Here is a 20,129-nt window from a genome sequence, read left to right on the forward strand (position 1 = left end):
TTTATTCTTCGTACTCCTTGGCTTCTTCTTTCTCCTCTTCTTTCTCCTGCTCACGTTCTTCCTTCAGTTTCTCATGACGCTGGCGTTGACGGTATCCATATGTGCTGTCGAGTACGACTTCTTCGTCTTCGAACGCGGAGCCGAGTGCACCGATGATTGTGGAGATGCTGGCGCCGATCCAAGACGTATAGAAGTAGATTCCCATACCTGGCGAGGCTGAAGTATAGTCTTCAATCTGTGCCATTGGCATGAGCAGTATCGTCCAGATGGAAAACATGCCGAATAGTATGATGTAATACATGATGACGGTCATGAGCAGGGTGAAGAAAGTCGTTACATTGTAGATCTTCCTAAGGAAGGTCCTGTTCTCCTCACCCTTTTTCTCCCAGAGTTGATGGGCCATGATGATCCACATGGTAAGAGCAAGTATGGAAAATACGGTCAGCAGCAGTGCCCTCGGCACGCTGAAATTCATACTGAGTTGCCATAGGGTCGAGAATACAAGGGCATAGGAGCCAGTGGTGAATGCAATGACGATGATTTTGCCGAAGGCAGGGAACATCTTCCATGGTTCATTCGCGAACACCATGCCGGAAATGATGCGCAGGTAGCCGCCCGGCTTTGACTTGACGGTATATCGGACATCGACACCTTCTTCTTCTTCCTGGGGCGTTTCACGGATCAGGGGTGAGATGCGTTCGAAAATCCGCGAACCGATGAGCTTGCGTGAATCCTTGTTCCTGAGGGCATCGAACTTCTGCTTGTCTTGGGATTCCATATGGGCCGCAGAGGCTTGCCGTCCTTCATCGGATGTGCCATAGTACATCTCGTTCATCAGCTGGAGTATTGACTCCTGAACGCGTTTCTTCATTGTGGTGAAGCCGAAACCGGGCAGGCTGAGGAGTGCTGCCGATCTGTCCTTCAGGGCCTCGGCGACGACAGGACGTTCGTCTTTGAAGAGCGGCAGGTCGGTCAGGGCGATGGCATAGTCCCATCCCTCGTCATCCTTCTTGTCGCAGACGGCTTCAATCACTTCCTTGGAATCATTCGTGCCGCCGGTAAGTATGTCATCATAGTAGTGGACATCCCACTCGTAATCATCCGTGATGTAGTAGTCGAGCATCCCGGGTATCTCTTCGACGAGTTCGGCACCGAGCCGCTCTGCGATGCCGGGCGCTGTGATTAAAGCGATACTCTTTTTTTCCATGCAGCCACCTCCATTGCTGTCTGATTTCATGCTTTCCTTTCTTATAACCGTATTTAGAGGAAGATATGCCTGCAATATGCATGTTTTTATGCAACCTCAAGTTTGCCCTTGGAGTCACAGGGTAGCTTTAAACCAACATATGGAAGGGGATGAAAAGGATGATCAAGGCGCTGGTATTCGATGCATATGGGACACTGTATGATGTCCATTCAGTCAAGGAGGCATGCGATTCGCTATTTCCGGAGAAGGGAGAGGCAATCAGCGCGGAGTGGCGCAAGAAGCAGTTGGAGTACTTTTTCCAGAGGCAGATGATGGGGCGTTACAGGCCTTTTGATGAAGTGACTCGTGATGCGCTGCGATATGCCTGCAAGGCGGAAGGCGCAAAACTTACAAAGGAAAACGAAGATATGCTGATGGAGGCCTACCTGGCGCTTGAGTTGTTCGAAGAGGTAAGGGATGTACTCGGGAAGCTCTCCGACAAGCAACGCGTCGTATTCTCGAATGGTTCGGAAAATATGATTGGCCCGCTCGTCAATGGCCCCGACATTGCTGGTGACATCGACATGGTCATCAGTGCAGATGAAATCAAGCAGTATAAGCCGGCTGCGGCCGCCTACGCCCATGCACTGGACAGACTGGGAATTGAAAGGGATGAGGTGCTCTTCATGTCCTCGAATTCCTGGGATATCATGGGGGCGGCAAGTTTCGGTTTCCATACAGCCTGGATCAACCGGGGAGGTGCACAGCCTGAAACACTGGATATCCAGCCTGATAGGGCGTATACGGATTTGAATGGCATACTCGAGTGGATGTAGTTGTGGAAGGGCAGCCATGGCTGCCCTTTTTAATGAATTTCGGACATTCCGGTGTATTTTACACGTAAAACTGATATGATGATGCTTAAATAATGAAACTGTTTGATGGACAAAAATAATAGGAAAGAAGCTGTCATATGGAAATATTATCGCTTATCGCCATATTTGTCGTTGGCATCGTCGTCGGCTTCATCAATATCGTCTCAGCGGGCGGTTCCATGCTTACACTGCCGATGCTCATATTCTTCGGACTGCCATCGAATGTGGCGAACGGGACGAACCGTATCGCCATACTGTTCCAGAATGGATTTGCACTGTACCAGTTTCAGAAGAATGGGCACCTGAACTGGAAGTTTGGCCTGTTGCTGGCTATCCCGACCACCATCGCCTCGATATATGGGGCACGGTTTGCGGTCAACATCGCAGATGACACATTCGATACATTATTGGCGGTGTTCATGGTCATCTTCGCAGTGCTGCTCATCATCAAGCCCCAGCGCTACATAAAAAGCAAGTTCAACCCGAAGGTCGCGATCCCGCTGCTCGGGATCGCCTTCATACTGATCGGCCTATACGGCGGCGCACTTCAGGCAGGGGTCGGCTTCTTCATCAGCCTGACCCTGCTCATGCTCATTCCGAATATACCGATGGGGGAGATGCACGGGCTCAAGACGCTCGTCGTCACCATCTACATCTCGGTCTCGACCTTCGTCTTCATCTTCAATGACCTGATCAGCTGGAAGTTCGCCATTGCGCTATCCATCGGTTCCGCAATCGGTGGGTCCATCGGCGGCAGGTATGCGAGCACCCTGCCCGACAAACTGCTGGAGAAGATATTGATCATCGCCATCATCTTCTTCGCGATCATCCTGCTCGTCAGATAGAATAAAAATCAAGAAACCTGCCGGTTGGAATCATTCCAACCGGCAGGTTTTTGTTTGTATTAACATGTTCTAGTGCTGTGTCAGATATTCATCAAGTTCCCACTCGGTGATCTGGGCGCTGTACATCTGCCATTCCAGCTGTTTGTTGTCGTAGAATTGCTTATAGATATGCTTTCCGAGCGCTTCCTGGATGACTGTATCTTCCCTCAATGCCTTGAGCGCGGTGTAGAGTGTCGTCGGGAGATCTTCGATGTTTTCGACATCCCTTTCCTTCTTCGTCATTTCATAGATGTTTTCGTCGACCGGCGTATCGAGTTCGGTTTCATTGCGGATGCCTTCGAGCCCTGCCTTCAGGATTGCGGCAGTCGCAAGATACGGGTTTGCGGATGGGTCGAGGGAACGGACTTCAGCACGCGTCGCCGCACCACGAGTGGACGGAATCCTGAGGAGTGGAGAACGGTTGCGGCCGCTCCACGCGATGTACTTCGGTGCTTCAAAACCGGACTGCAGTCGCTTGTAGGAGTTGACGAGCGGGTTGCAGACGGCAGTGTACCCTCTGGCGTGGTGCAGCAGTCCCGCCATGAAGTGGCGCATTTCCTTGCTCAGACCGAATTCATCATTCTCATCATAGAAGACGTTCTTTCCGTCGCGGAAGAGGGAGACATTGTAGTGCATGCCACTTCCCGGTTGTCCATAAATTGGCTTCGGCATGAACGTGGCATGGAGGTTGTAGCGTCTTGCGACCGTCTTCGCGACAAGCTTGAATGTCTGCAGGTTGTCGGAAGATGTGACGGCGTCTGCATATTTGAAGCTGATCTCCTGCTGTCCCGGGGCGTTTTCGTGGTGGAACATCTCCACTTCGAACCCCATTTCCTCAAGTGTACGGGAAATTTCACGACGGCATTCCTCGCCATCATCCATTGCTGCGAGGTCGAAGTAGCCGCCCTCGTCACTTGGTTCGGTAGTCGGGTTGCCTTCCTTATCCAACTTGAAGAGGAAGAATTCCGGCTCGGCACCGAGGTTCATACCTTCATAGCCCATTTCTTCCATCTCTTTGACGACTCTCTTCAAGTTCGATCTCGGGTCACCTTCGAAAGGATTGCCGTCGATGTCATAGACATCACAGATCAGTCTGGCGATTCTTCTGCCGTTGTGCTCCCATGGGAAGATCACCCAAGTGTTGAAGTCGGGCTTCAGGTACATATCGGATTCTTCCAGTCTTACGAAACCTTCGATGGAGGACCCATCGAACATCATTTCGCCGTCCAGCGCCTTGTCCAGCTGGCTGACTGGGATCTCCACATTCTTGATTGCACCCAGAATATCAGTGAACTGCAATCTGATGAATCTTACGTTTTCATTTTCAGCAATCCTTAAAATATCTTCCCTCGAGTACTCGGTCATAAAGTAAACACGCTCCTAAGTTATTTTGTGCCTTTTGATTTTTGACACTATTCCATACTCTTTAACCTTAACATTACATGGATAAACGTAAAAATGATAACTGGTTGAAATTATATGAATAGTTGCAGGAATTTTGGTTTTTAGGATTGCCTCGGGGTATATTGTTATTATTGGAAAATGATACTGGAAAGGCGATAGGTATAATATGAAAATCAATAGAAAGAATCATGAAGATGGGATTGTGGAATACGTGCTGGAGAACGGTACAGGCATGAAGGTCGAACTACTGAACATCGGGGCAAGCATCATCGGTATCCATGTACCCGATAGGAATGGTGAGTTCAGCAATATCGTGCTACGGAATGAATCATTTGAGGAGTACAGGGGTAATCTGCACTTCCTCGGTGCCACCATCGCCCCTGTGGCGGGCAGGGTGAAGGATGCGCAGATTGAATTGGATGGAGAGGTACACCGCTTCGACAGCAACGATGGTCCGCATCTGCTGCATAGTGGTGACGCAGGCGTGCATACGAAGATGTGGGAAGATGCTGTCATCGACGAAGATGGCATCGAAAAAGTGAAGTTCACGACCTCGGTCGAGGACTACCCCGGGACCCCCGAAGTGAGCATCCTCTATTCCCTCGGTCAGGACAATGCCCTGAAGCTCGAGTATGAAGTGAGGAGCATGGGGCCGACAGCCGTGGCACCGACCAACCATGTCTATTTCAATCTGAACAGCGATACTGAGACCGCCATCGGCAACCATTTTGTGAGGAGCGGTGCCTCCCGATATCTCAAGATGGATGACACATTGATCCCGGAATCCATCGCAGTATGTGAAGGCATATTCAATCTTCAGAAGGGCAAAGCGCTGCAGGAAGTGTTCGAAAGCGATGATGCACAGATCAAAGTGGCGAATGGCGGTTATGACCATTACTTCCTGTTGGAGGGTGAAGACCACATCGAAGTGTACGAGCCGAAGAGTGGGAGAAAGGTAACAATGGACACGGATTTCCCTGGACTTGTGTTCTACACGGGCAATAATCTGGATGATGGTCTGCCGCTCGCAGAAAGAAAACCGCAAAAATATATGGGGTTCTGCATGGAGGCGCAGGTGACGCCCGCTGCCCAGCATATGGATCTCGGGTTTGAGATGGAAGCTCAGGAGATGGACAGGAAAGAAACGATATTCAGATTCAGTGTGGAGAAATAGAAAGAGGGGCTGCAAAGCAGTCCCTCTTTTGGTTATCTGATGGTTTTTTCAGTCTGGGCATCAAAGAAGATTGCCTTGTTCATATCGAAAGCAAGCTCTATCTGTGAATCGGGTTTGACATCCGTCCGTGAATCGATACGGGCAATGAACTTCTGGCCGTCATAATTGGAATGCAGGAAAATCTCTGCGCCCATAAGTTCTGCGACTTCAACATCTGCAGTCAGCGCAGCACCGGGTGCTGATTGTATGAAGAGCGGTTCATCGTGGATGTCTTCCGGTCGTATGCCAAGAATCACTTCCTGATCCGTATAGCCTTGTTCCCTCAATACTTTCAGCTTACCCTCTGGAATTTTGAGTTTGCGTGAATTGGTCACGAAATGCTCATCCATCAATTTTCCGCGGAAGAAGTTCATTGCAGGCGAACCGATGAATCCAGCAACGAATATATTGTCGGGATGGTCATAGACTTCTTTCGGTGTGCCGACCTGCTGGATGTAGCCATCCTTCATGACAACGAGTCTTGTGGCCATGGTCATTGCCTCGGTCTGATCATGTGTGACATATATGGTTGTCGTCTGAAGTTTATGATGGAGGTTCTGTATCTCGGCACGCATCTGGACCCGGAGCTTGGCATCGAGGTTCGAGAGCGGCTCATCCATGAGGAAGACTTTTGCATCCCGGACGATTGCACGGCCCAGTGCGACCCTTTGGCGCTGCCCGCCTGAGAGTGCTTTGGGTTTGCGGTCGAGATATTCTTCAAGCCCCAATATTTTGGCGGCGTTCCTGACTCGCTGGTCTATATCCTTCTTGTTCTGCTTCCTCAGTTTCAGACCGAATGCCATATTATCATATACGGTCATGTGTGGATAAAGGGCATAGTTCTGGAAGACCATCGCAATATCCCGGTTTTTTGGTTCCACATCATTGACGACCGCATCATCGATGCGTAGTTCACCCCCACTGATTTCTTCCAAACCGGCAATCATTCGAAGTGTGGTCGACTTACCGCACCCTGATGGACCAACGAAAACAATGAATTCCTTGTCTTTGATATGTAGGTTGAAATCTTCAACCGCGACTGCCCCGTTATCATAGACCTTTTTGATGTCGTTCAACATGAGTTCTGCCATATTTCATATCCCCTTTGTCGTGTGGTTGCCTTTTATTCTAGAGGGCAGGGGGGTGGGATGTATATGGAAGGAGTGCACAATGATTGACGCTTATTTTGTGCACTTCTCCATATTGAGGCATCTAATGGCAAGCTGGACCTTTACCGCATCATCGAAATTACGTAGGTCAAGCCCAGTATTTTCACTGAACTTGTCCATCTTGTACAGCAGTGTATTCCTGTGCATGAACAGCTTTTTCGAAGCTACCGATATGTTCAGGCTACTTTTGAAGAGGACTGTCATTGCCTCGAGCCAGGCAGGGTCGTCTGCATAATCACCGAGCACTGAAATGATGTTCTGTTTGTCTTCCTGGGAAGTTCTATCGAGTATGAGGTCCGTCATGCCGTCCGTGAAGGATATGACGGATTGTCCCAGGGTGTTGAATAGGAGGCGGGCCTGCTCAGAAGTACGATCATGATAAGTCTTTGGGCTCATGGCATCATAGTTGGCAGGCGCCACATAGAGCTTTATGTTCAGGTAGAGGTCGCTCATGATCAAATCGATGATTTCTCCGAATTTGATGGTTTCCTTCGACTGCTCGATTTCTTCTATGATGATGCCTTCATGGGCATTCTTCCAGATGATTTTCACCTTCCGGTCGACTGCCTCCCTGAGTGCCTGATCGACGGCTTTGGGCTCAACATGCCTGGTGAGGATGTGGAAGTGGATGAAGCGGTAACTGGACTTCCAGTCAAGAGTCTGCCTTCCCTGGATGGCATCGGTCCACTTCTTCTCTTCATCTGTGGGCATTGGGAATTTCTCCCGGTACGGGGTGAGGAAGGCGGAAAGCACTGAAAAATCACGTTCGGAGAGCTCGGACTTGTCGATGCCGATTATTTCATCATCCTCCATCACAAACCATATGTACCTTTCCCGTTCCGATTCTTCCCATGTGAAGGGGATGAGGGAAGGGAAAGCAGTCTTAAGTCTTGAAAACATGGAATCCTCCTTTCCTAAAGTGCGGTTTGGCTATATTGGTAGCTCCTCAGGAAGTTTTCGGTGGAAAAGGCGGCCATGCCCATTGCCGAAGAATGGGTGGAGAGGCCGGAGAAATCAAGGTGCAGCCCTTCCTTTTGGAACCATAGTGTCCCATCCAGTTTTTCTCTTATTGCAGGTTCAATCCATTCCTGTGCAGAGCTCATGCGGTTTCCGATGATGACCTGTTCAGGATTGAATGTATTGACGATATTCTTGACACCAAGGCCGATATAGCCGCCGACCGTATTGAAGAGTGAGAGGGCGCGCTCATCATTCTGCTGGGCGAGGTCAATCAGATATTCGAGGTCCCTCTGATCATTCGATTGAGGGGAGATATCGTATGCAGACATGGCTGCATGCAATCCCTTTTCAGAAGCATAGAGCTCCCAGCACCCCTGGTTGCCACATGGACAGGGATTGCCATTCAGATCGATGGTCATGTGTCCCATCTCGCCAGAAAAACCGTTGTTGCCGCGATAGAGTTCTCCATTAAGCATCATGCCGATGCCGATACCGATACCGATACTGATGTAGAGGATATGATTGCTTTTGCTGCCAACACCGTATTTCTTTTCACCATAACATCCTGCATTCGCCTCATTTTCGATAATTACCGGGACCCCATACCGATCTTGCAGCTTGTCTTTTATCTCTATGTTTTCCCAGTTGAGATTGGGTGCGAGCATAACCTGGCCCTTCAAGTCGACTGCTCCCGGAATGCCGACCCCAATCCCCACAATGCTGTAGGGGGTGTCGGGCTGTCTGGCAATGAGGTAATCGATTACTTCCAACGTATGTTGGATGGTTATCTCGTAGGATTCATATTCGTATTTGATATACTTTTCCATCAGAATCTCACCGGTGAGGTCGGTAAGCACACCAAGGATATAGTTGACGCCAAGGTCGATTCCTATGGAACAGCCGGCCATCCGGTTGAAGTTCAGCATGACCGGACGTCTGCCGCCACTGGATTTCCCAGGTCCGGACTCGTAGACCATATTCTCTTCAATCAGATCATTGACGAGGGAGGAGACCGTCCCTTTGTTCAAGCTGGTTTTAATTGCCGTTTCTGCTCTGGAGATCGGGGCGTAGCGCATGATCGTATGCAGTACGAGGTCCTTATTCTCCTGTTTGACCACATGTTGGTTCCAAGTCTTTGTTTTCTTCATTGAGTCGACTCCTTCCAATTGATCCTTATCGGGACAGCCCTCATGATAATGTTAAATATACAGTACATCATTCCTAAAAGAAATGACGAAATGGATTTTGGTAAAACTTTGTTCATCCACTAGACAAATGAAGTTAGGGGTGCTATTCTATCAACAAGAAATAAAAAATGATTGAAAAATCAAACAGGGGGTTTTTTTATTGGGTTACTTGAAAGCGCTTACGGCTACAGGGGCTACGGCCATGGTTCTGATGCTTGGAGCTTGTTCCGGTGGAGAGGACGAGTCCGCTTCAGCGGGTGAAGGGAACGAAGGGGAAAAAACGGTCGAATTCATGCATCTATGGCCGGAAGGCAATTCGGCCCAGCATCATAGGGTGGTCGAGGAGATCATCTCAGATTTTGAAGCAGAGAATGAAGGAGTCTCGGTGGATGTTGAAGTCTTGAGCAACGAGCAGTATAAGGATAAGGTGAAGGTGCTCTCCTCCTCTGATGAATTGCCGGATGTCGGCATGACATGGGCAGCGGGATATCTGGAGCCTTATGTCAGCGGAGAAAAGTTCGCGCCACTGGACGACATGCTGGATGATGGATTGCGCGAACAGTTTGTAGAAGGGACGACTGAAGGCTATGAAATCGACGGTCAGACGTATGGCCTGCCATTGGAACTGAATACGGCGAACGTCTACTACAACAAAGCCATATTCGATGAATACGGCCTGGAGCCGCCTGAGACACTGGAGGAGTTCAATTCGGTGGTGGATACACTGAACGAAAATGGTGTACCGCCTGTCGCTCTTGGAAATGGAGACAGTTGGACAGGCTCGATGTGGTATATGTATCTGGCTGACAGGCTCGGGGGCTCCCAACTGCTGACGGAAGCCATTGAATCCGGCGATTTCAACAAGCCTGAACTTATACAGGCTGCAGAAGAAGTACAGAACCTCGTGGATAATGATACCTTCATGCAAGGGGCGAATGGTCTGTCCGACCAGGAAGCCAAGAGTTCATTCATGAATGAGCAGGCGGCAATGTATCTGATTGCTACATGGGATCTGCCGAACTACACGACGAATGAAGACGTTCCACAGGAGTTCCGCGACTCGGTCGGCTATTTCAAATTCCCAACCGTTGACGGTGAGGGAGATATGGACAGCTATGTCGGCGGTCCGGGCGTTGGCATGTTCGTTGCTGAAAACTCGGATGTAAAGGAAGAGGCGAAGGCATTTACCAAATTCTTCGTAGAAGAATGGGGCGAGCGTGCAGTGACCGATGTAGGTATAATTCCGGCAACCAAAATCGATCCCGAATCGCTGGACCTGCCTCAGATGTATGTAGATGTGCTGAACGATTTGAATTCGGCTTCTAACATCACTCTTTATGCAGATGTACAGATGAGTGCAGACGCAGCAGATGTGCACCTGAATCAGATACAGGCATTGTTCGGCGGAGAAGTGACACCTGAAGAATTCACTGAAGCACATACGGAAGTGCTCGAGGGCGAATAGTTGTACACGCATCATGATTCTGGGAGGGTGGCGATCTTACCGTTGCCCCCTCCCTCAAATGTAGGTGAATGTGATGAATAAGGTAATGTCTAATAAATGGATGATACTCCTCTACATGTCACCGGCGCTTCTGCTGGTGGGGGTGCTGATCTTCATTCCACTTATCCTGTCAGGCTATTATGGATTGATGGAGTGGGACGGTATAGGGGAAATGAAATTCATCGGATTGGAAAACTATATCAGGGGCTTGCAAGACGGCATGTTCTGGACAAGTGTATGGCATTCGACACTTCTGGCTCTATTTTCTACACTGAGCCTCATACTCTATCTGGCTGTATCCCTTGTGTTGGCTTCCAAAATAAAAGGGGCCGGTCTCCTGAGAAAAATCTATCTTATCCCAATGTTGCTGTCGTCTGTTGCGATTGCGCAGTTGTGGATCAAAGTCTACAATCCTTCCAATGGTATCCTAAATTGGATCCTGATGCAGGTGGGGGTTGAAAATCCACCTTCATGGCTGGCTGACCCGAATATCGTACTCTATGCCATATTTCTGCCGATAGTGTGGCAGTATGCAGGGTTCTACATACTCATATACTATGCTGCACTGAAGAATATTCCCGAGACGGTGATTGAGGCGGCCCGTATAGATGGGGCATCGCCGCTGCAGATTGCACTCAAGATAAAATTACCTCTGATCCGGGAAGTCATCCTTGTTACGGTAGTGCTGGCGGTTGTCGGGTCATTGAAATACTTTGATTTGATTTATGTAATGACCAATGGGGGACCGAACGGTGCAAGTGAGGTCATGGCCTCATATATGTATAAGCTCGCCTTCTCGGTAAATGACTTCGGGTACGGAAGTGCGATTGGATTCCTGATGCTCATAATTACATTGATAGCAACCTTGCTCATCCGTAAAGCCACTTCAAGTGATGAGAAACTTCAATATTAAAGGGGATGTGTATGTTGAATCGTTTAGGTTACATACTGCTCTATTCCTTCCTTGGAATCGTGGCAGTGATACAACTTTTTCCGCTGTTTTGGCTGTTCCTCTTTTCCCTCAAGGACAACAGGGAGATCTTTTCCGGGTCTCCCTTTGCCCTGCCAAGTGAATTCAAATGGGAGAACTACCTGAAGGTATGGGAGGGCGGCATTGGCCTCTACTTCTGGAACAGCATATGGATTACAGCTACTGCTGTAATACTCACTGTAGTGATAGCCAGCATGGCTACATTTGCATTGACCAGGATGAAATGGAAACTCAGCGGCCTGGTGCTAGGGCTGATCATGGTCGGCCTGATGATCCCCGTCCATTCGGCCATCATTCCGCTGTTCAGCATGTTCCTTCAAGTCAATCTGATCGACAATCCATTGTCGATCATCATCACCTATACGGCCTATAATCTGCCAATCACCATCATGATCCTGCTCGGCTTCTACTACACACTCCCAAGAGAGATAGAGGAAGCGGCAGTCATTGACGGCTGTAATATCCATGGGGTGTTTTTCAGGATCATACTACCCATGACGATGCCGATCATGTCCACGACGATCATCATCAACATGATCTACAACTGGAATGAGTTCGTATTCGTCAACACCTTCATCAGCTCCGATAAGTACAAGACGTTGACAGTCGGGATACAGAACTTCATAGGCCAGTATATGACGGACTGGGGGGCTATCGGGGCCACCCTCATCATCAGTATCTTGCCTATCCTCATCGCCTTCATCTTTTTCAGCAATAAAGTGGTGGAGGGACTCGCTTCCAGTGCGGTCAAAGGATGAAAAAAGACACCTATGCGGTGTCTTAGCTGTTCGGTGCCTTTGAATTGAGCTTATTGAAAGCCATGAGGGCGAACCAGGTGGTCGTTAATGAATAGGCAGTCATGCCAAAGATGAAGGCAAGCGGCGGGAGGAAGTAGAAGATTGCGCCAAGTGCTGCAAGTGATACAGCCATCAGTGCTGTATGCACGGGACTGATCAGCATGAAGAGGAATGCGTTTCTAACGACTTTCAGGATGCTGCCTTCAAAATGGACGAAAGCGGGGAACAGATAGAACAGGAACAGGGCGTAGAGTAATATGACAGCAAAAAGCAGGATGTGTATCAGCATCAAATCGCCGGGTGCAGTAACATCGATGAAGATTAGGTTCACTGCAATCAGGGCCACTCCGAAGATAACGCACAGGCCGAGCAGGTTGCTTTTGAAAAAGTGCGCCTTGTAATGGCCGATGAAAGTTTTTGAAATGGACACGTCGGTGTCTCCCCTCAACCATCTCCGAACCACATGGAATACGGAAAATGTAGCAGGGAAGAGACCGAATGCCACCAGACCAATCAGAGTGAATACTACCCAGAGGAGCTGCACATACGCAAGGCGCATAATCCACTCAAGAATTCTGTATATGAATGAGTTATACATTAAGACCACCCCGTTTGGATTAGTTTAGTATATTCATGTTAAGTACATCACAATTACTTAGTTTGTCTTTCAGACGAACTAACTATTAATAAGTATATTTAAAACTAGGAGGAAATACAATGGCATACTTCAACAACATAGAAAAGATCAATTACGAGGGACCGAATTCAAACAAGGACATGGCGTTCAAGTTCTACAATCCGGATGAAAAAATCAATGGCCAACGTATGGAGGATATCCTGAAGTTCGGCGTCGCCTATTGGCATACGTTCACTGAGGATCTTTCGGACCCATTCGGTGCAGGTACAGCGCAGAGGCCTTGGGACAAATTTAGTGGAATGGATCTGGCTAAGGCACGGGTCGAAGCGGCTTTCGAATTCTACGACAAGCTTGGTGTTCCTTACTTCTGCTTCCACGATGTAGACATCGCACCTGAGGGAGATTCCCTGAAAGAAACCTATAAAAATCTTGATGAGATCGTTGCAATGATCAAAGATTACCAGAAGACAAGCGATGTAAAGCTGCTCTGGAATACTGCCAACAACTTCTCCCACCCGAGATTTGTACATGGTGCTGCTTCTTCCAACAGTGCGGATGTATTTGCTTATGCAGCTGCGAAGGTGAAGAAAGGACTGGAAATCGGCAAGGAACTTGGGGGAGAAAGTTACGTTTTCTGGGGCGGCCGTGAAGGATACGAGACGCTGCTGAATACTGACATGAAGCTTGAAATGGACAACCTCGGCAGATTCTTCCATATGGCGAAGGACTATGCAAGAGAAATCGGCTTCGACGCTCAGTTCCTGATCGAGCCGAAGCCGAAGGAGCCGACTTCCCATCAGTATGACTTTGATGTGGCAAGCGGATATGCGTTCCTCCAGAACTATGGTCTTGAGAAGGACTTCAAATTCAATATAGAAGCAAACCATGCAACATTGGCCGGCCATACATTCGAGCATGAACTGCATTATGCAAGAATCCACGATATGCTTGGTTCCGTCGACGCCAACCAGGGACACCCGCTGCTCGGGTGGGATACCGACGAATTCCCGACAGACATCTACTCGACGACTCTGGCAATGTACGAAATCCTCAAAAATGGAGGCCTCGGAAAAGGCGGACTTAACTTCGATGCCAAAGTGAGAAGGGGATCATTCAAGGCAGACGATCTCTTCCATGCTCATATCGCAGGAATGGACAGCTTCGCAGTGGGGCTTAAACTCGCCCAAAGACTGCTTGATGATGGTGTAATCGAAGACCTCATCAGCGAACGCTACGACTCCTTCAACCAGGGCATCGGCAAAGAGATTGTGGAGGGCACTACAGATTTCAAGAAACTCGAAGCACACGCGCTTGGGCTTGGTGAAATCAACCTCGAATCCGGCAGCCTCGAGAAGATCAAAGCTAAAATCAATCAATATATGCTGACGATGTATAAATAGAAGAAAGAAGGTATTCAAGATGGCTCATGTACTGGGTGTTGACCTTGGCACAAGCTCAATCAAGGTGATCATGGTTGATGAAGCGGGGAAGGTCGTAAAAGAGGCCGTGCAACCGCTCAATATATTTCATGAAAAATCAGGATACAGTGAACAGGACCCTGAAGAGTGGGTTGAGAAGACGCTGCTGGCGCTCAAGGAAATAGGCGGCACAGGCACTGAAGAGATCGAAGCATTGAGTTTCTCAGGTCAGATGCATGGGCTGGTGCTTGTAGGAGAGTCTGGAATGGCATTAAGGAATGCGATTCTGTGGAATGATACACGGACGACGAAGGAATGTGGAGAAATTATTCAGACTGTCGGAAGCGACAGATTGGTTGAGATCACAAAAAATGCAGCTCTGGAAGGCTTTACGCTTCCAAAGCTGTTATGGGTGAAGAAGCATGAACCTGAGGTGCTGGAGAAAGCATATCGTTTCCTATTGCCGAAAGACTACTTGAGATATAGGCTCACAGGTGAGATGAACATGGAATATTCGGATGCTGCCGGTACACTGCTGTTGGATGTGCAACACAGGGAGTGGAGTCGGGAACTCTGCGAGGTGCTAAGCCTCGACTTCTCCCTCTGCCCACCCCTCGTAGAATCGACAGCCCAGACGGGCACTCTGAATTCAGAAACAGTGGAAGCAACAGGGTTATCAGAAAAAGTGAAAGTATTCGCAGGTGGAGCAGATAATGCTTGCGGTGCCATCGGGGCAGGTATTTTAGCCGAAGGTGATGCACTCTGCAGCATCGGAACCTCGGGTGTCGTACTCTCCTATGAATCGACCGGAGATAAAGACTTCGGCGGTGCCATCCATTATTTCAACCATGCGGCGCCGGAAGCCTTCTATACGATGGGAGTAACGCTCGCTGCCGGAGACAGCCTTTCCTGGTTCAAGAACACCTTCGCCCCGGATATGGACTTTGAAGAGTTGCTTTCAGGCATTAAGGGAGTCCCGGCTGGTGCTAATGGTCTGCTGTTCACACCATATATATCCGGGGAGCGGACGCCTCACATCGACAGCAGTATCCGCGGCGGGTTCAACGGCATAGATACATCGCACACACGTAATCATTTCACTCGTGCTGTGATAGAAGGCATCACCTTCTCATTGAAGGAATCCCTTGAAATCATCAGGAATCATGGAAAGCCGATCGACCGCATCATCTCCATAGGTGGTGGGGCTAAAAATGCAGAATGGCTGCAGATCCAGGCGGATGTCTTCAATGCAGAGATAGTGAAATTGAAGACCGAGCAAGGTCCAGCGATGGGGGCGGCAATGATTGCCGCAGTCGGTTCCGAATGGTTCGATTCATTGAAGACGTGTGCAGAGACTTTCACGGAGGAGGCGGAAAGCTTCAAGCCGTCAAAAGCAGAGGTGGAGCAGTACGAGAATGTATACCAGTTATATAAACAGGTCTATCCTGCAACACAGAAGTTGAATCATGACCTGATGGCTTACAAATAATATCGACGGGAGTGCATGATCATGAAAATAGAAAATCCGATACTTAAAGGGTTCAATCCAGACCCGAGTATATTGAGGGTAGGGGACGACTACTATATAGCCGTCTCTACATTCGAATGGTTTCCCGGAGTTCAGATCCATCACTCGAAAGACTTGGTGAACTGGCAGCTGGTCTCCCATCCGCTAAACCGGGTGTCTCAGCTTGATATGAAGGGCAATCCAAACTCAGGGGGCGTGTGGGCCCCATGCCTCTCCTACAGTGATGGTCAATTTTGGCTCATCTATACAGATGTGAAGGTGGTCGATGGACAATGGAAGGATTGCCACAACTATCTGGTGACTGCAGATGCTGTAGATGGAGAATGGAGTGAACCCGTCTTCCTGAACAGTTCAGGGTTTGACCCTTCGTTGTTCCATGATGAAGATGGGAAAAAGTATCTGTTGAATATGGTCTGGGACCACCGGGTCGGCCATCATCCCTTCCGGGGGATTGTCCTCCAGGAATATTCCCCGGAAGACAAGGAACTCGTAGGAAAGCCGGAGATTATTTTCGAGGGGACGGAAATAAAACTGACTGAAGCGCCGCATATTTATAAAATAGATGGCTACTACTATCTTCTTACTGCCGAAGGCGGGACAAGGTATGAACATGCTGCAACTCTGGCACGTGCAAAAAACTTGCGGGGACCTTATGAGCTTCACCCTGATAACCCATTGCTCACATCCTGGCATGAGCCCTCCAACCCACTGCAGAAGGCGGGACATGCCTCCATTGTCGAGACGCAGAATGGCGAGTGGTACATTGCACATCTTACGGGTCGTCCGTTGAGGATGGAGTCGGAATCCATCTATCATGATCGGGGATACTGTCCGCTCGGTAGGGAGACAGCCCTTCAACGTCTGGAGTGGCGCGATGGATGGCCGTATGTAATCGGCAGCAAGGCAGGCAGCCTGCTAGTTGATGCACCCGACTTGCCTTCGTATCCTGTGTCTCCTACGTATAAGGAATTGGAAACTTTTGAAGGGGATGGACTGAACATCAATTTCCAGACTCTCAGAATACCGTTTAACGACACAATCGGTTCTCTTAAGGAAAGCCCCGATCACCTCAGGCTGTATGGCCGGGAATCACTGACCTCCCTCTTCACCCAATCATTTGTTGCAAGAAGATGGCAGAGCCTGAATTTTGAGGCTGAAACGGCACTCAAGTATACTCCTGAAACTTTTCAGCAGGCAGCTGGTCTGGTCAACTATTATAATACAGAAAACTGGACGGCCCTTCAGGTCTCTTTCAATGAAGAAAAGGGAAGGGTGCTGGAATTGACCTCCTGCGACAACTTCGGCTTCTCAGCCCATCTGGAAGATGCGCACGAAGTTCCCAGAAGCGTAGAGTATATTTACTTGAAAGTAAAAGTTGATGGACATCACTATAGCTATTCTTATTCATTTGATGGAGAATCGTGGATGGACATAGGGGTGACTTTTGAAAGCCGTAAACTGTCTGACGATTATGTTGAAGGCGGAGGATTCTTTACAGGCGCCTTTGTAGGGATGCAGTGCCAAGATACAAGCGGCAGAGGAAAGCATGCCGACTTCAAATATTTCAGGTACAAAGAAGATTAAGCATGAAAGAAACTGGAGATGGTCATGCCTCTCCAGTTTTTAAGTATAAGCTCAAGATAAAGGGGTTTTCATATTATGGCGCAACACTATAACAGAGGTTTCATCGTTGCAATCACTCTGATTGCAACACTGGGTGGGTTATTGTTCGGTTATGACACCGCAGTCATTTCCGGGGCTGAACAATCGCTTCAGAAATACATAACTGCGGATTACAATTCGTTCATCCATGGCGTGACGGTCTCCAGTGCCCTCATCGGTTGTGTAATCGGCGGCTTGTTGTCCGGGCGGATTGCTGCAGCTTTTGGGCGTAAGAGATCGCTGCAGTTGGCAGCGCTGCTGCTGATGGTTTCTGCATTTCTTTCCGCATATCCTGAACTTATTTTCTTTGAAGTCGGGGAGTCGGGTCTCGCCCTGCTCATCATGTTCAACATCTATCGTATTATAGGGGGGATCGGGGTCGGACTTGCCTCAGCCGTTTCTCCGATGTTCATAAGTGAGATGGCACCTTCGGGCATCAGGGGTCGTCTGGTTTCATGGAACCAGTTCGCCATCATATTCGGGATGCTCGTCGTCTACTTCGTCAACTATGCCATTACATTCGGACAGTCGGACTTATGGATCGACGATATGGGCTGGAGATACATGTTCGCATCAGAAGCGGTGCCGGCATTGGTCTTCTTCGTCCTACTATTCATGGTACCGGAGACGCCGCGCCATCTGACATTGAACGATGAAGAAGACAAGGCTTTGACGGTGCTGAACAGAATCTACCGCTCACCATCCCATGCCAAAAAGATTCTGGCGAACATCAAATCAACGAAAGATGGACAGAGTGAGCAGAAGACGCCGCTATTCACTTTCGGCAAGAAGGTCATCATCATCGGCATCATGATCTCCTTCTTCCAGCAATTCATCGGAATTAACGTGGCACTGTACTATGCACCACGTATATTTGCAGATCTTGGTGCAGGTGCAAACGCATCGATGGTACAGACAGTTGTGATGGGACTTGTGAATGTGATCTTCACACTTGTTGCCATAATGTATGTAGATAAGTTTGGCCGTAAGCCGCTGCTCATCATAGGATCAACGGGCATGGCAGTGGGCATGCTGGGTGTAAGTACGCTTGCAGGTTTCGGCATCATCGGCATTTCAACCCTTATATTCATCGTCATCTACACAGCTTCATTCATGATGAGCTGGGGCCCGATTGCCTGGGTGCTCCTTTCCGAGATATTCCCGAACAGGGTCAGAAGCAGTGCGATGGCCATTGCGGTAGCCGTACAATGGTTGGCGAACTTCACAATCACTTCCTTCTATCCTTTCATGATGGAAATAAGCGGAGCCATGACATACGGCTTCTATGCTCTGATGTGTTTCCTTTCCGGACTCTTCGTATGGAAATTCGTTCCTGAGACGAAAGGGAAAACGCTGGAAGAGCTTGAAGAGCTGTGGGTAAAGGGATGATCATAAAAATTTCTTACAATACAATCTCTACGAAGTGGTAGATATATTGAAGGCTTGGACTACGGTTCAAGCTTTTTATTTTTTAATGGAAATATCATTTAAATATAAAGTTTTAAATAACTGAATTTTTAGTATATTATGTATGTATCCCTATAGAGAATACAGGGTTATAGTGACGATATATACATTAAAATAAGGGGGAATGGTTCGATATGGGTCTACATATCGTAAGATACGAAAAGGAAAATGAAGCGCAGTGGGGTGTCCTGTCAGGAGAAGAAGTAATTCCACTGACTAATACATCCGGCACATTGGATGCATTTTTGGAAGAAGGGCCGGATGAAGCGAAGTCCCTTCTGTCCTCAGAAGACGCCGAGTCATTTCCAGTAGGTGATTTGAGGCTTTTGAGTCCGGTGACCAAACCGGCACGAATCGTCTGCCAGGGGGCGAACTATTCTTCACACCGTGAGGAATCGGGGCTCGAAGCAGCCCGTCCGCCGTTCAACATGATATTCGGCAAGGCGGACAGTTCCCTGTGTGGCGCCTATGAAGATGTCATCCGTCCGGACGGGGTGAAGCTTCTGGACTACGAAATAGAACTTGGCCTGGTACTCGGTACGGAGGTTACAGAGCATTCGGATATAAACGAAGACAACCTGCATGAGTATGTGGCGGGGCTTGTAATCACCAATGACATATCGGCACGTGACATCCAACTGCCTCAGGGCCAGTGGCTGAAGGGCAAGAGCTATCGTACATTCTGTCCGATAGGTCCATACCTGTATCTGCTTGATGAAGATGAAATGCCGCTCATCCATGACCTGGAACTTGATCTGTGGGTCAATGATGACCTGCGTCAGTCGGCAAACACGGACCAGCTTCTGTTCAAGCCTGCAGAGACGCTGGTGGAGCTTGCCGGCATCATGGATCTCTCAAGAGGCGACCTCGTCATGACTGGGACGACAGGAGGCGTGGCAATGAATCTGACACCTGAGCTCCTCGGCAAAGTGACGAGTCTTGCGGTGCCGGGCCAGGAAAAGATCGACATGATGGTTGAAGATCAGGAAGGCAACGGAAGATATCTGAAGGATGGGGATGTGATCCGCTGTGCAATCAGAAGTGCAGATGGGAAGATCGACCTTGGGGAACAGCAGAACAGGGTCGTGTCACAAAGCATTGCGTCTTCGACAGCACGCAGTAATGGCCTCAATGCAGCAAAATGATAGATGCATTTTAAGATTTGGGCACTTTTGTCCAGGTCTTTTTTGTTTTCGGAAGGGCGTCCCAAGTGGTCCTTACACATTGTAAGGAAAAGTTCATATCTT

The 20,129-nt window shown here is 48.8% G+C and carries 17 protein-coding genes; 11 read left to right on the forward strand and 6 right to left on the reverse strand.

All coding sequences use genetic code 11. From position 1 onward, the window contains the following. Position 1: 1 nt before the first annotated feature. Positions 2-1,207 (reverse strand): hypothetical protein, encoded by a 1,206-nt coding sequence (locus LLU09_RS08160; RefSeq protein WP_228311313.1) that lies wholly within the window; start codon positions 1,205-1,207, stop codon positions 2-4. 149 nt (positions 1,208-1,356) lie between these two features. Here LLU09_RS08160 and LLU09_RS08165 point away from each other — a divergent pair, with 149 nt between their 5' ends. Beyond that, complete coding sequence (locus LLU09_RS08165; RefSeq protein ID WP_228311314.1) at positions 1,357-2,022, forward strand: haloacid dehalogenase type II; 666 nt, start codon at positions 1,357-1,359, stop codon at positions 2,020-2,022. Positions 2,023-2,159: 137 nt separating this feature from the next. Further along, positions 2,160-2,906 (forward strand): sulfite exporter TauE/SafE family protein, encoded by a 747-nt coding sequence (locus tag LLU09_RS08170; RefSeq protein WP_228311315.1) that lies wholly within the window; start codon positions 2,160-2,162, stop codon positions 2,904-2,906. A gap of 69 nt (positions 2,907-2,975) precedes the next feature. Here the strand turns inward: LLU09_RS08170 and glnA are convergent, their stop codons facing one another. Then, positions 2,976-4,310, reverse strand: coding sequence for a type I glutamate--ammonia ligase (glnA, locus tag LLU09_RS08175; protein WP_228311316.1), 1,335 nt, complete (start codon positions 4,308-4,310; stop codon positions 2,976-2,978). A gap of 205 nt (positions 4,311-4,515) precedes the next feature. Here glnA and LLU09_RS08180 point away from each other — a divergent pair, with 205 nt between their 5' ends. Continuing rightward, entirely contained in the window at positions 4,516-5,523 is a 1,008-nt protein-coding gene (locus LLU09_RS08180; protein WP_228311317.1) for an aldose epimerase family protein, read from the forward strand. Positions 5,524-5,555: 32 nt separating this feature from the next. On the opposite strand, the gene LLU09_RS08185 is transcribed toward LLU09_RS08180, so the two are convergent. The 3 genes from LLU09_RS08185 to LLU09_RS08195 form a co-directional block, all read right to left on the reverse strand. Further along, positions 5,556-6,653: an ABC transporter ATP-binding protein gene (locus LLU09_RS08185; RefSeq protein ID WP_228311318.1), complete on the reverse strand. Its 1,098-nt coding sequence runs from the start codon at positions 6,651-6,653 to the stop codon at positions 5,556-5,558. 90 nt (positions 6,654-6,743) lie between these two features. After that, positions 6,744-7,631 carry a PucR family transcriptional regulator gene (locus tag LLU09_RS08190; protein WP_228311319.1) on the reverse strand — a complete coding sequence of 296 codons (888 nt, stop codon included), beginning with the start codon at positions 7,629-7,631 and terminating at the stop codon, positions 6,744-6,746. Positions 7,632-7,645: 14 nt separating this feature from the next. Continuing rightward, entirely contained in the window at positions 7,646-8,839 is a 1,194-nt protein-coding gene (locus LLU09_RS08195; RefSeq protein WP_228311320.1) for an ROK family protein, read from the reverse strand. Between the two features lie 241 nt (positions 8,840-9,080). On the opposite strand from LLU09_RS08195, the gene LLU09_RS08200 reads away from it, so the two are divergent. The 3 genes from LLU09_RS08200 (at position 9,081) to LLU09_RS08210 (ending at position 12,131) form a co-directional block, all read left to right on the forward strand. Further along, positions 9,081-10,343: an ABC transporter substrate-binding protein gene (locus LLU09_RS08200; RefSeq protein ID WP_124010937.1), complete on the forward strand. Its 1,263-nt coding sequence runs from the start codon at positions 9,081-9,083 to the stop codon at positions 10,341-10,343. Between the two features lie 73 nt (positions 10,344-10,416). Next, positions 10,417-11,295: a carbohydrate ABC transporter permease gene (locus LLU09_RS08205; RefSeq protein ID WP_094906270.1), complete on the forward strand. Its 879-nt coding sequence runs from the start codon at positions 10,417-10,419 to the stop codon at positions 11,293-11,295. A gap of 14 nt (positions 11,296-11,309) precedes the next feature. Then, on the forward strand, positions 11,310-12,131 hold the full coding sequence (locus LLU09_RS08210) for a carbohydrate ABC transporter permease (protein WP_094906423.1): 822 nt from the start codon (positions 11,310-11,312) through the stop codon (positions 12,129-12,131). A gap of 22 nt (positions 12,132-12,153) precedes the next feature. Here LLU09_RS08210 and LLU09_RS08215 read toward each other — a convergent pair whose 3' ends face one another. Next, complete coding sequence (locus LLU09_RS08215; protein ID WP_228311321.1) at positions 12,154-12,729, reverse strand: YesL family protein; 576 nt, start codon at positions 12,727-12,729, stop codon at positions 12,154-12,156. Between the two features lie 158 nt (positions 12,730-12,887). Here LLU09_RS08215 and xylA point away from each other — a divergent pair, with 158 nt between their 5' ends. The 5 genes from xylA to LLU09_RS08240 all read left to right on the forward strand — a co-directional run bounded on the left by xylA (position 12,888) and on the right by LLU09_RS08240 (position 20,027). Continuing rightward, positions 12,888-14,207 carry a xylose isomerase gene (xylA, locus tag LLU09_RS08220; RefSeq protein ID WP_228311322.1) on the forward strand — a complete coding sequence of 440 codons (1,320 nt, stop codon included), beginning with the start codon at positions 12,888-12,890 and terminating at the stop codon, positions 14,205-14,207. Between the two features lie 19 nt (positions 14,208-14,226). Beyond that, on the forward strand, positions 14,227-15,714 hold the full coding sequence (xylB, locus tag LLU09_RS08225) for a xylulokinase (RefSeq protein WP_228311323.1): 1,488 nt from the start codon (positions 14,227-14,229) through the stop codon (positions 15,712-15,714). 21 nt (positions 15,715-15,735) lie between these two features. Continuing rightward, a complete protein-coding gene (locus tag LLU09_RS08230) occupies positions 15,736-17,337 on the forward strand; it encodes a glycoside hydrolase family 43 protein (protein WP_228311324.1) in 1,602 nt (533 codons plus the stop codon). A gap of 75 nt (positions 17,338-17,412) precedes the next feature. Next, positions 17,413-18,804, forward strand: a complete 1,392-nt coding sequence (gene xylE / locus LLU09_RS08235; protein WP_228311325.1) for a D-xylose transporter XylE — start codon at positions 17,413-17,415, stop codon at positions 18,802-18,804. Positions 18,805-19,016: 212 nt separating this feature from the next. Further along, the gene (locus LLU09_RS08240) at positions 19,017-20,027 is read left to right on the forward strand and encodes a fumarylacetoacetate hydrolase family protein (protein ID WP_228311326.1); all 1,011 of its coding nucleotides are present in this window, start codon (positions 19,017-19,019) and stop codon (positions 20,025-20,027) included. Positions 20,028-20,129 lie beyond the last annotated feature (102 nt).

Origin of the sequence: Salinicoccus sp. RF5, assembly GCF_020786625.1 — a bacterium.
In the GTDB taxonomy this organism is placed as follows: Bacteria; Bacillota; Bacilli; order Staphylococcales; family Salinicoccaceae; genus Salinicoccus.

Coding starts and splice junctions, on each gene's coding strand:
- LLU09_RS08160 (WP_228311313.1), bottom strand. CDS start 1,207: ATGGAAAAAAAGAGTATCGCTTTAATCACAGCGCCCGGCATCGCAGAG.
- LLU09_RS08165 (WP_228311314.1), top strand. CDS start 1,357: ATGAAAAGGATGATCAAGGCGCTGGTATTCGATGCATATGGGACACTG.
- LLU09_RS08170 (WP_228311315.1), top strand. CDS start 2,160: ATGGAAATATTATCGCTTATCGCCATATTTGTCGTTGGCATCGTCGTC.
- glnA (WP_228311316.1), bottom strand. CDS start 4,310: ATGACCGAGTACTCGAGGGAAGATATTTTAAGGATTGCTGAAAATGAA.
- LLU09_RS08180 (WP_228311317.1), top strand. CDS start 4,516: ATGAAAATCAATAGAAAGAATCATGAAGATGGGATTGTGGAATACGTG.
- LLU09_RS08185 (WP_228311318.1), bottom strand. CDS start 6,653: ATGGCAGAACTCATGTTGAACGACATCAAAAAGGTCTATGATAACGGG.
- LLU09_RS08190 (WP_228311319.1), bottom strand. CDS start 7,631: ATGTTTTCAAGACTTAAGACTGCTTTCCCTTCCCTCATCCCCTTCACA.
- LLU09_RS08195 (WP_228311320.1), bottom strand. CDS start 8,839: ATGAAGAAAACAAAGACTTGGAACCAACATGTGGTCAAACAGGAGAAT.
- LLU09_RS08200 (WP_124010937.1), top strand. CDS start 9,081: ATGGTTCTGATGCTTGGAGCTTGTTCCGGTGGAGAGGACGAGTCCGCT.
- LLU09_RS08205 (WP_094906270.1), top strand. CDS start 10,417: ATGAATAAGGTAATGTCTAATAAATGGATGATACTCCTCTACATGTCA.
- LLU09_RS08215 (WP_228311321.1), bottom strand. CDS start 12,729: ATGCGCCTTGCGTATGTGCAGCTCCTCTGGGTAGTATTCACTCTGATT.
- xylA (WP_228311322.1), top strand. CDS start 12,888: ATGGCATACTTCAACAACATAGAAAAGATCAATTACGAGGGACCGAAT.
- xylB (WP_228311323.1), top strand. CDS start 14,227: ATGGCTCATGTACTGGGTGTTGACCTTGGCACAAGCTCAATCAAGGTG.
- LLU09_RS08230 (WP_228311324.1), top strand. CDS start 15,736: ATGAAAATAGAAAATCCGATACTTAAAGGGTTCAATCCAGACCCGAGT.
- xylE (WP_228311325.1), top strand. CDS start 17,413: ATGGCGCAACACTATAACAGAGGTTTCATCGTTGCAATCACTCTGATT.
- LLU09_RS08240 (WP_228311326.1), top strand. CDS start 19,017: ATGGGTCTACATATCGTAAGATACGAAAAGGAAAATGAAGCGCAGTGG.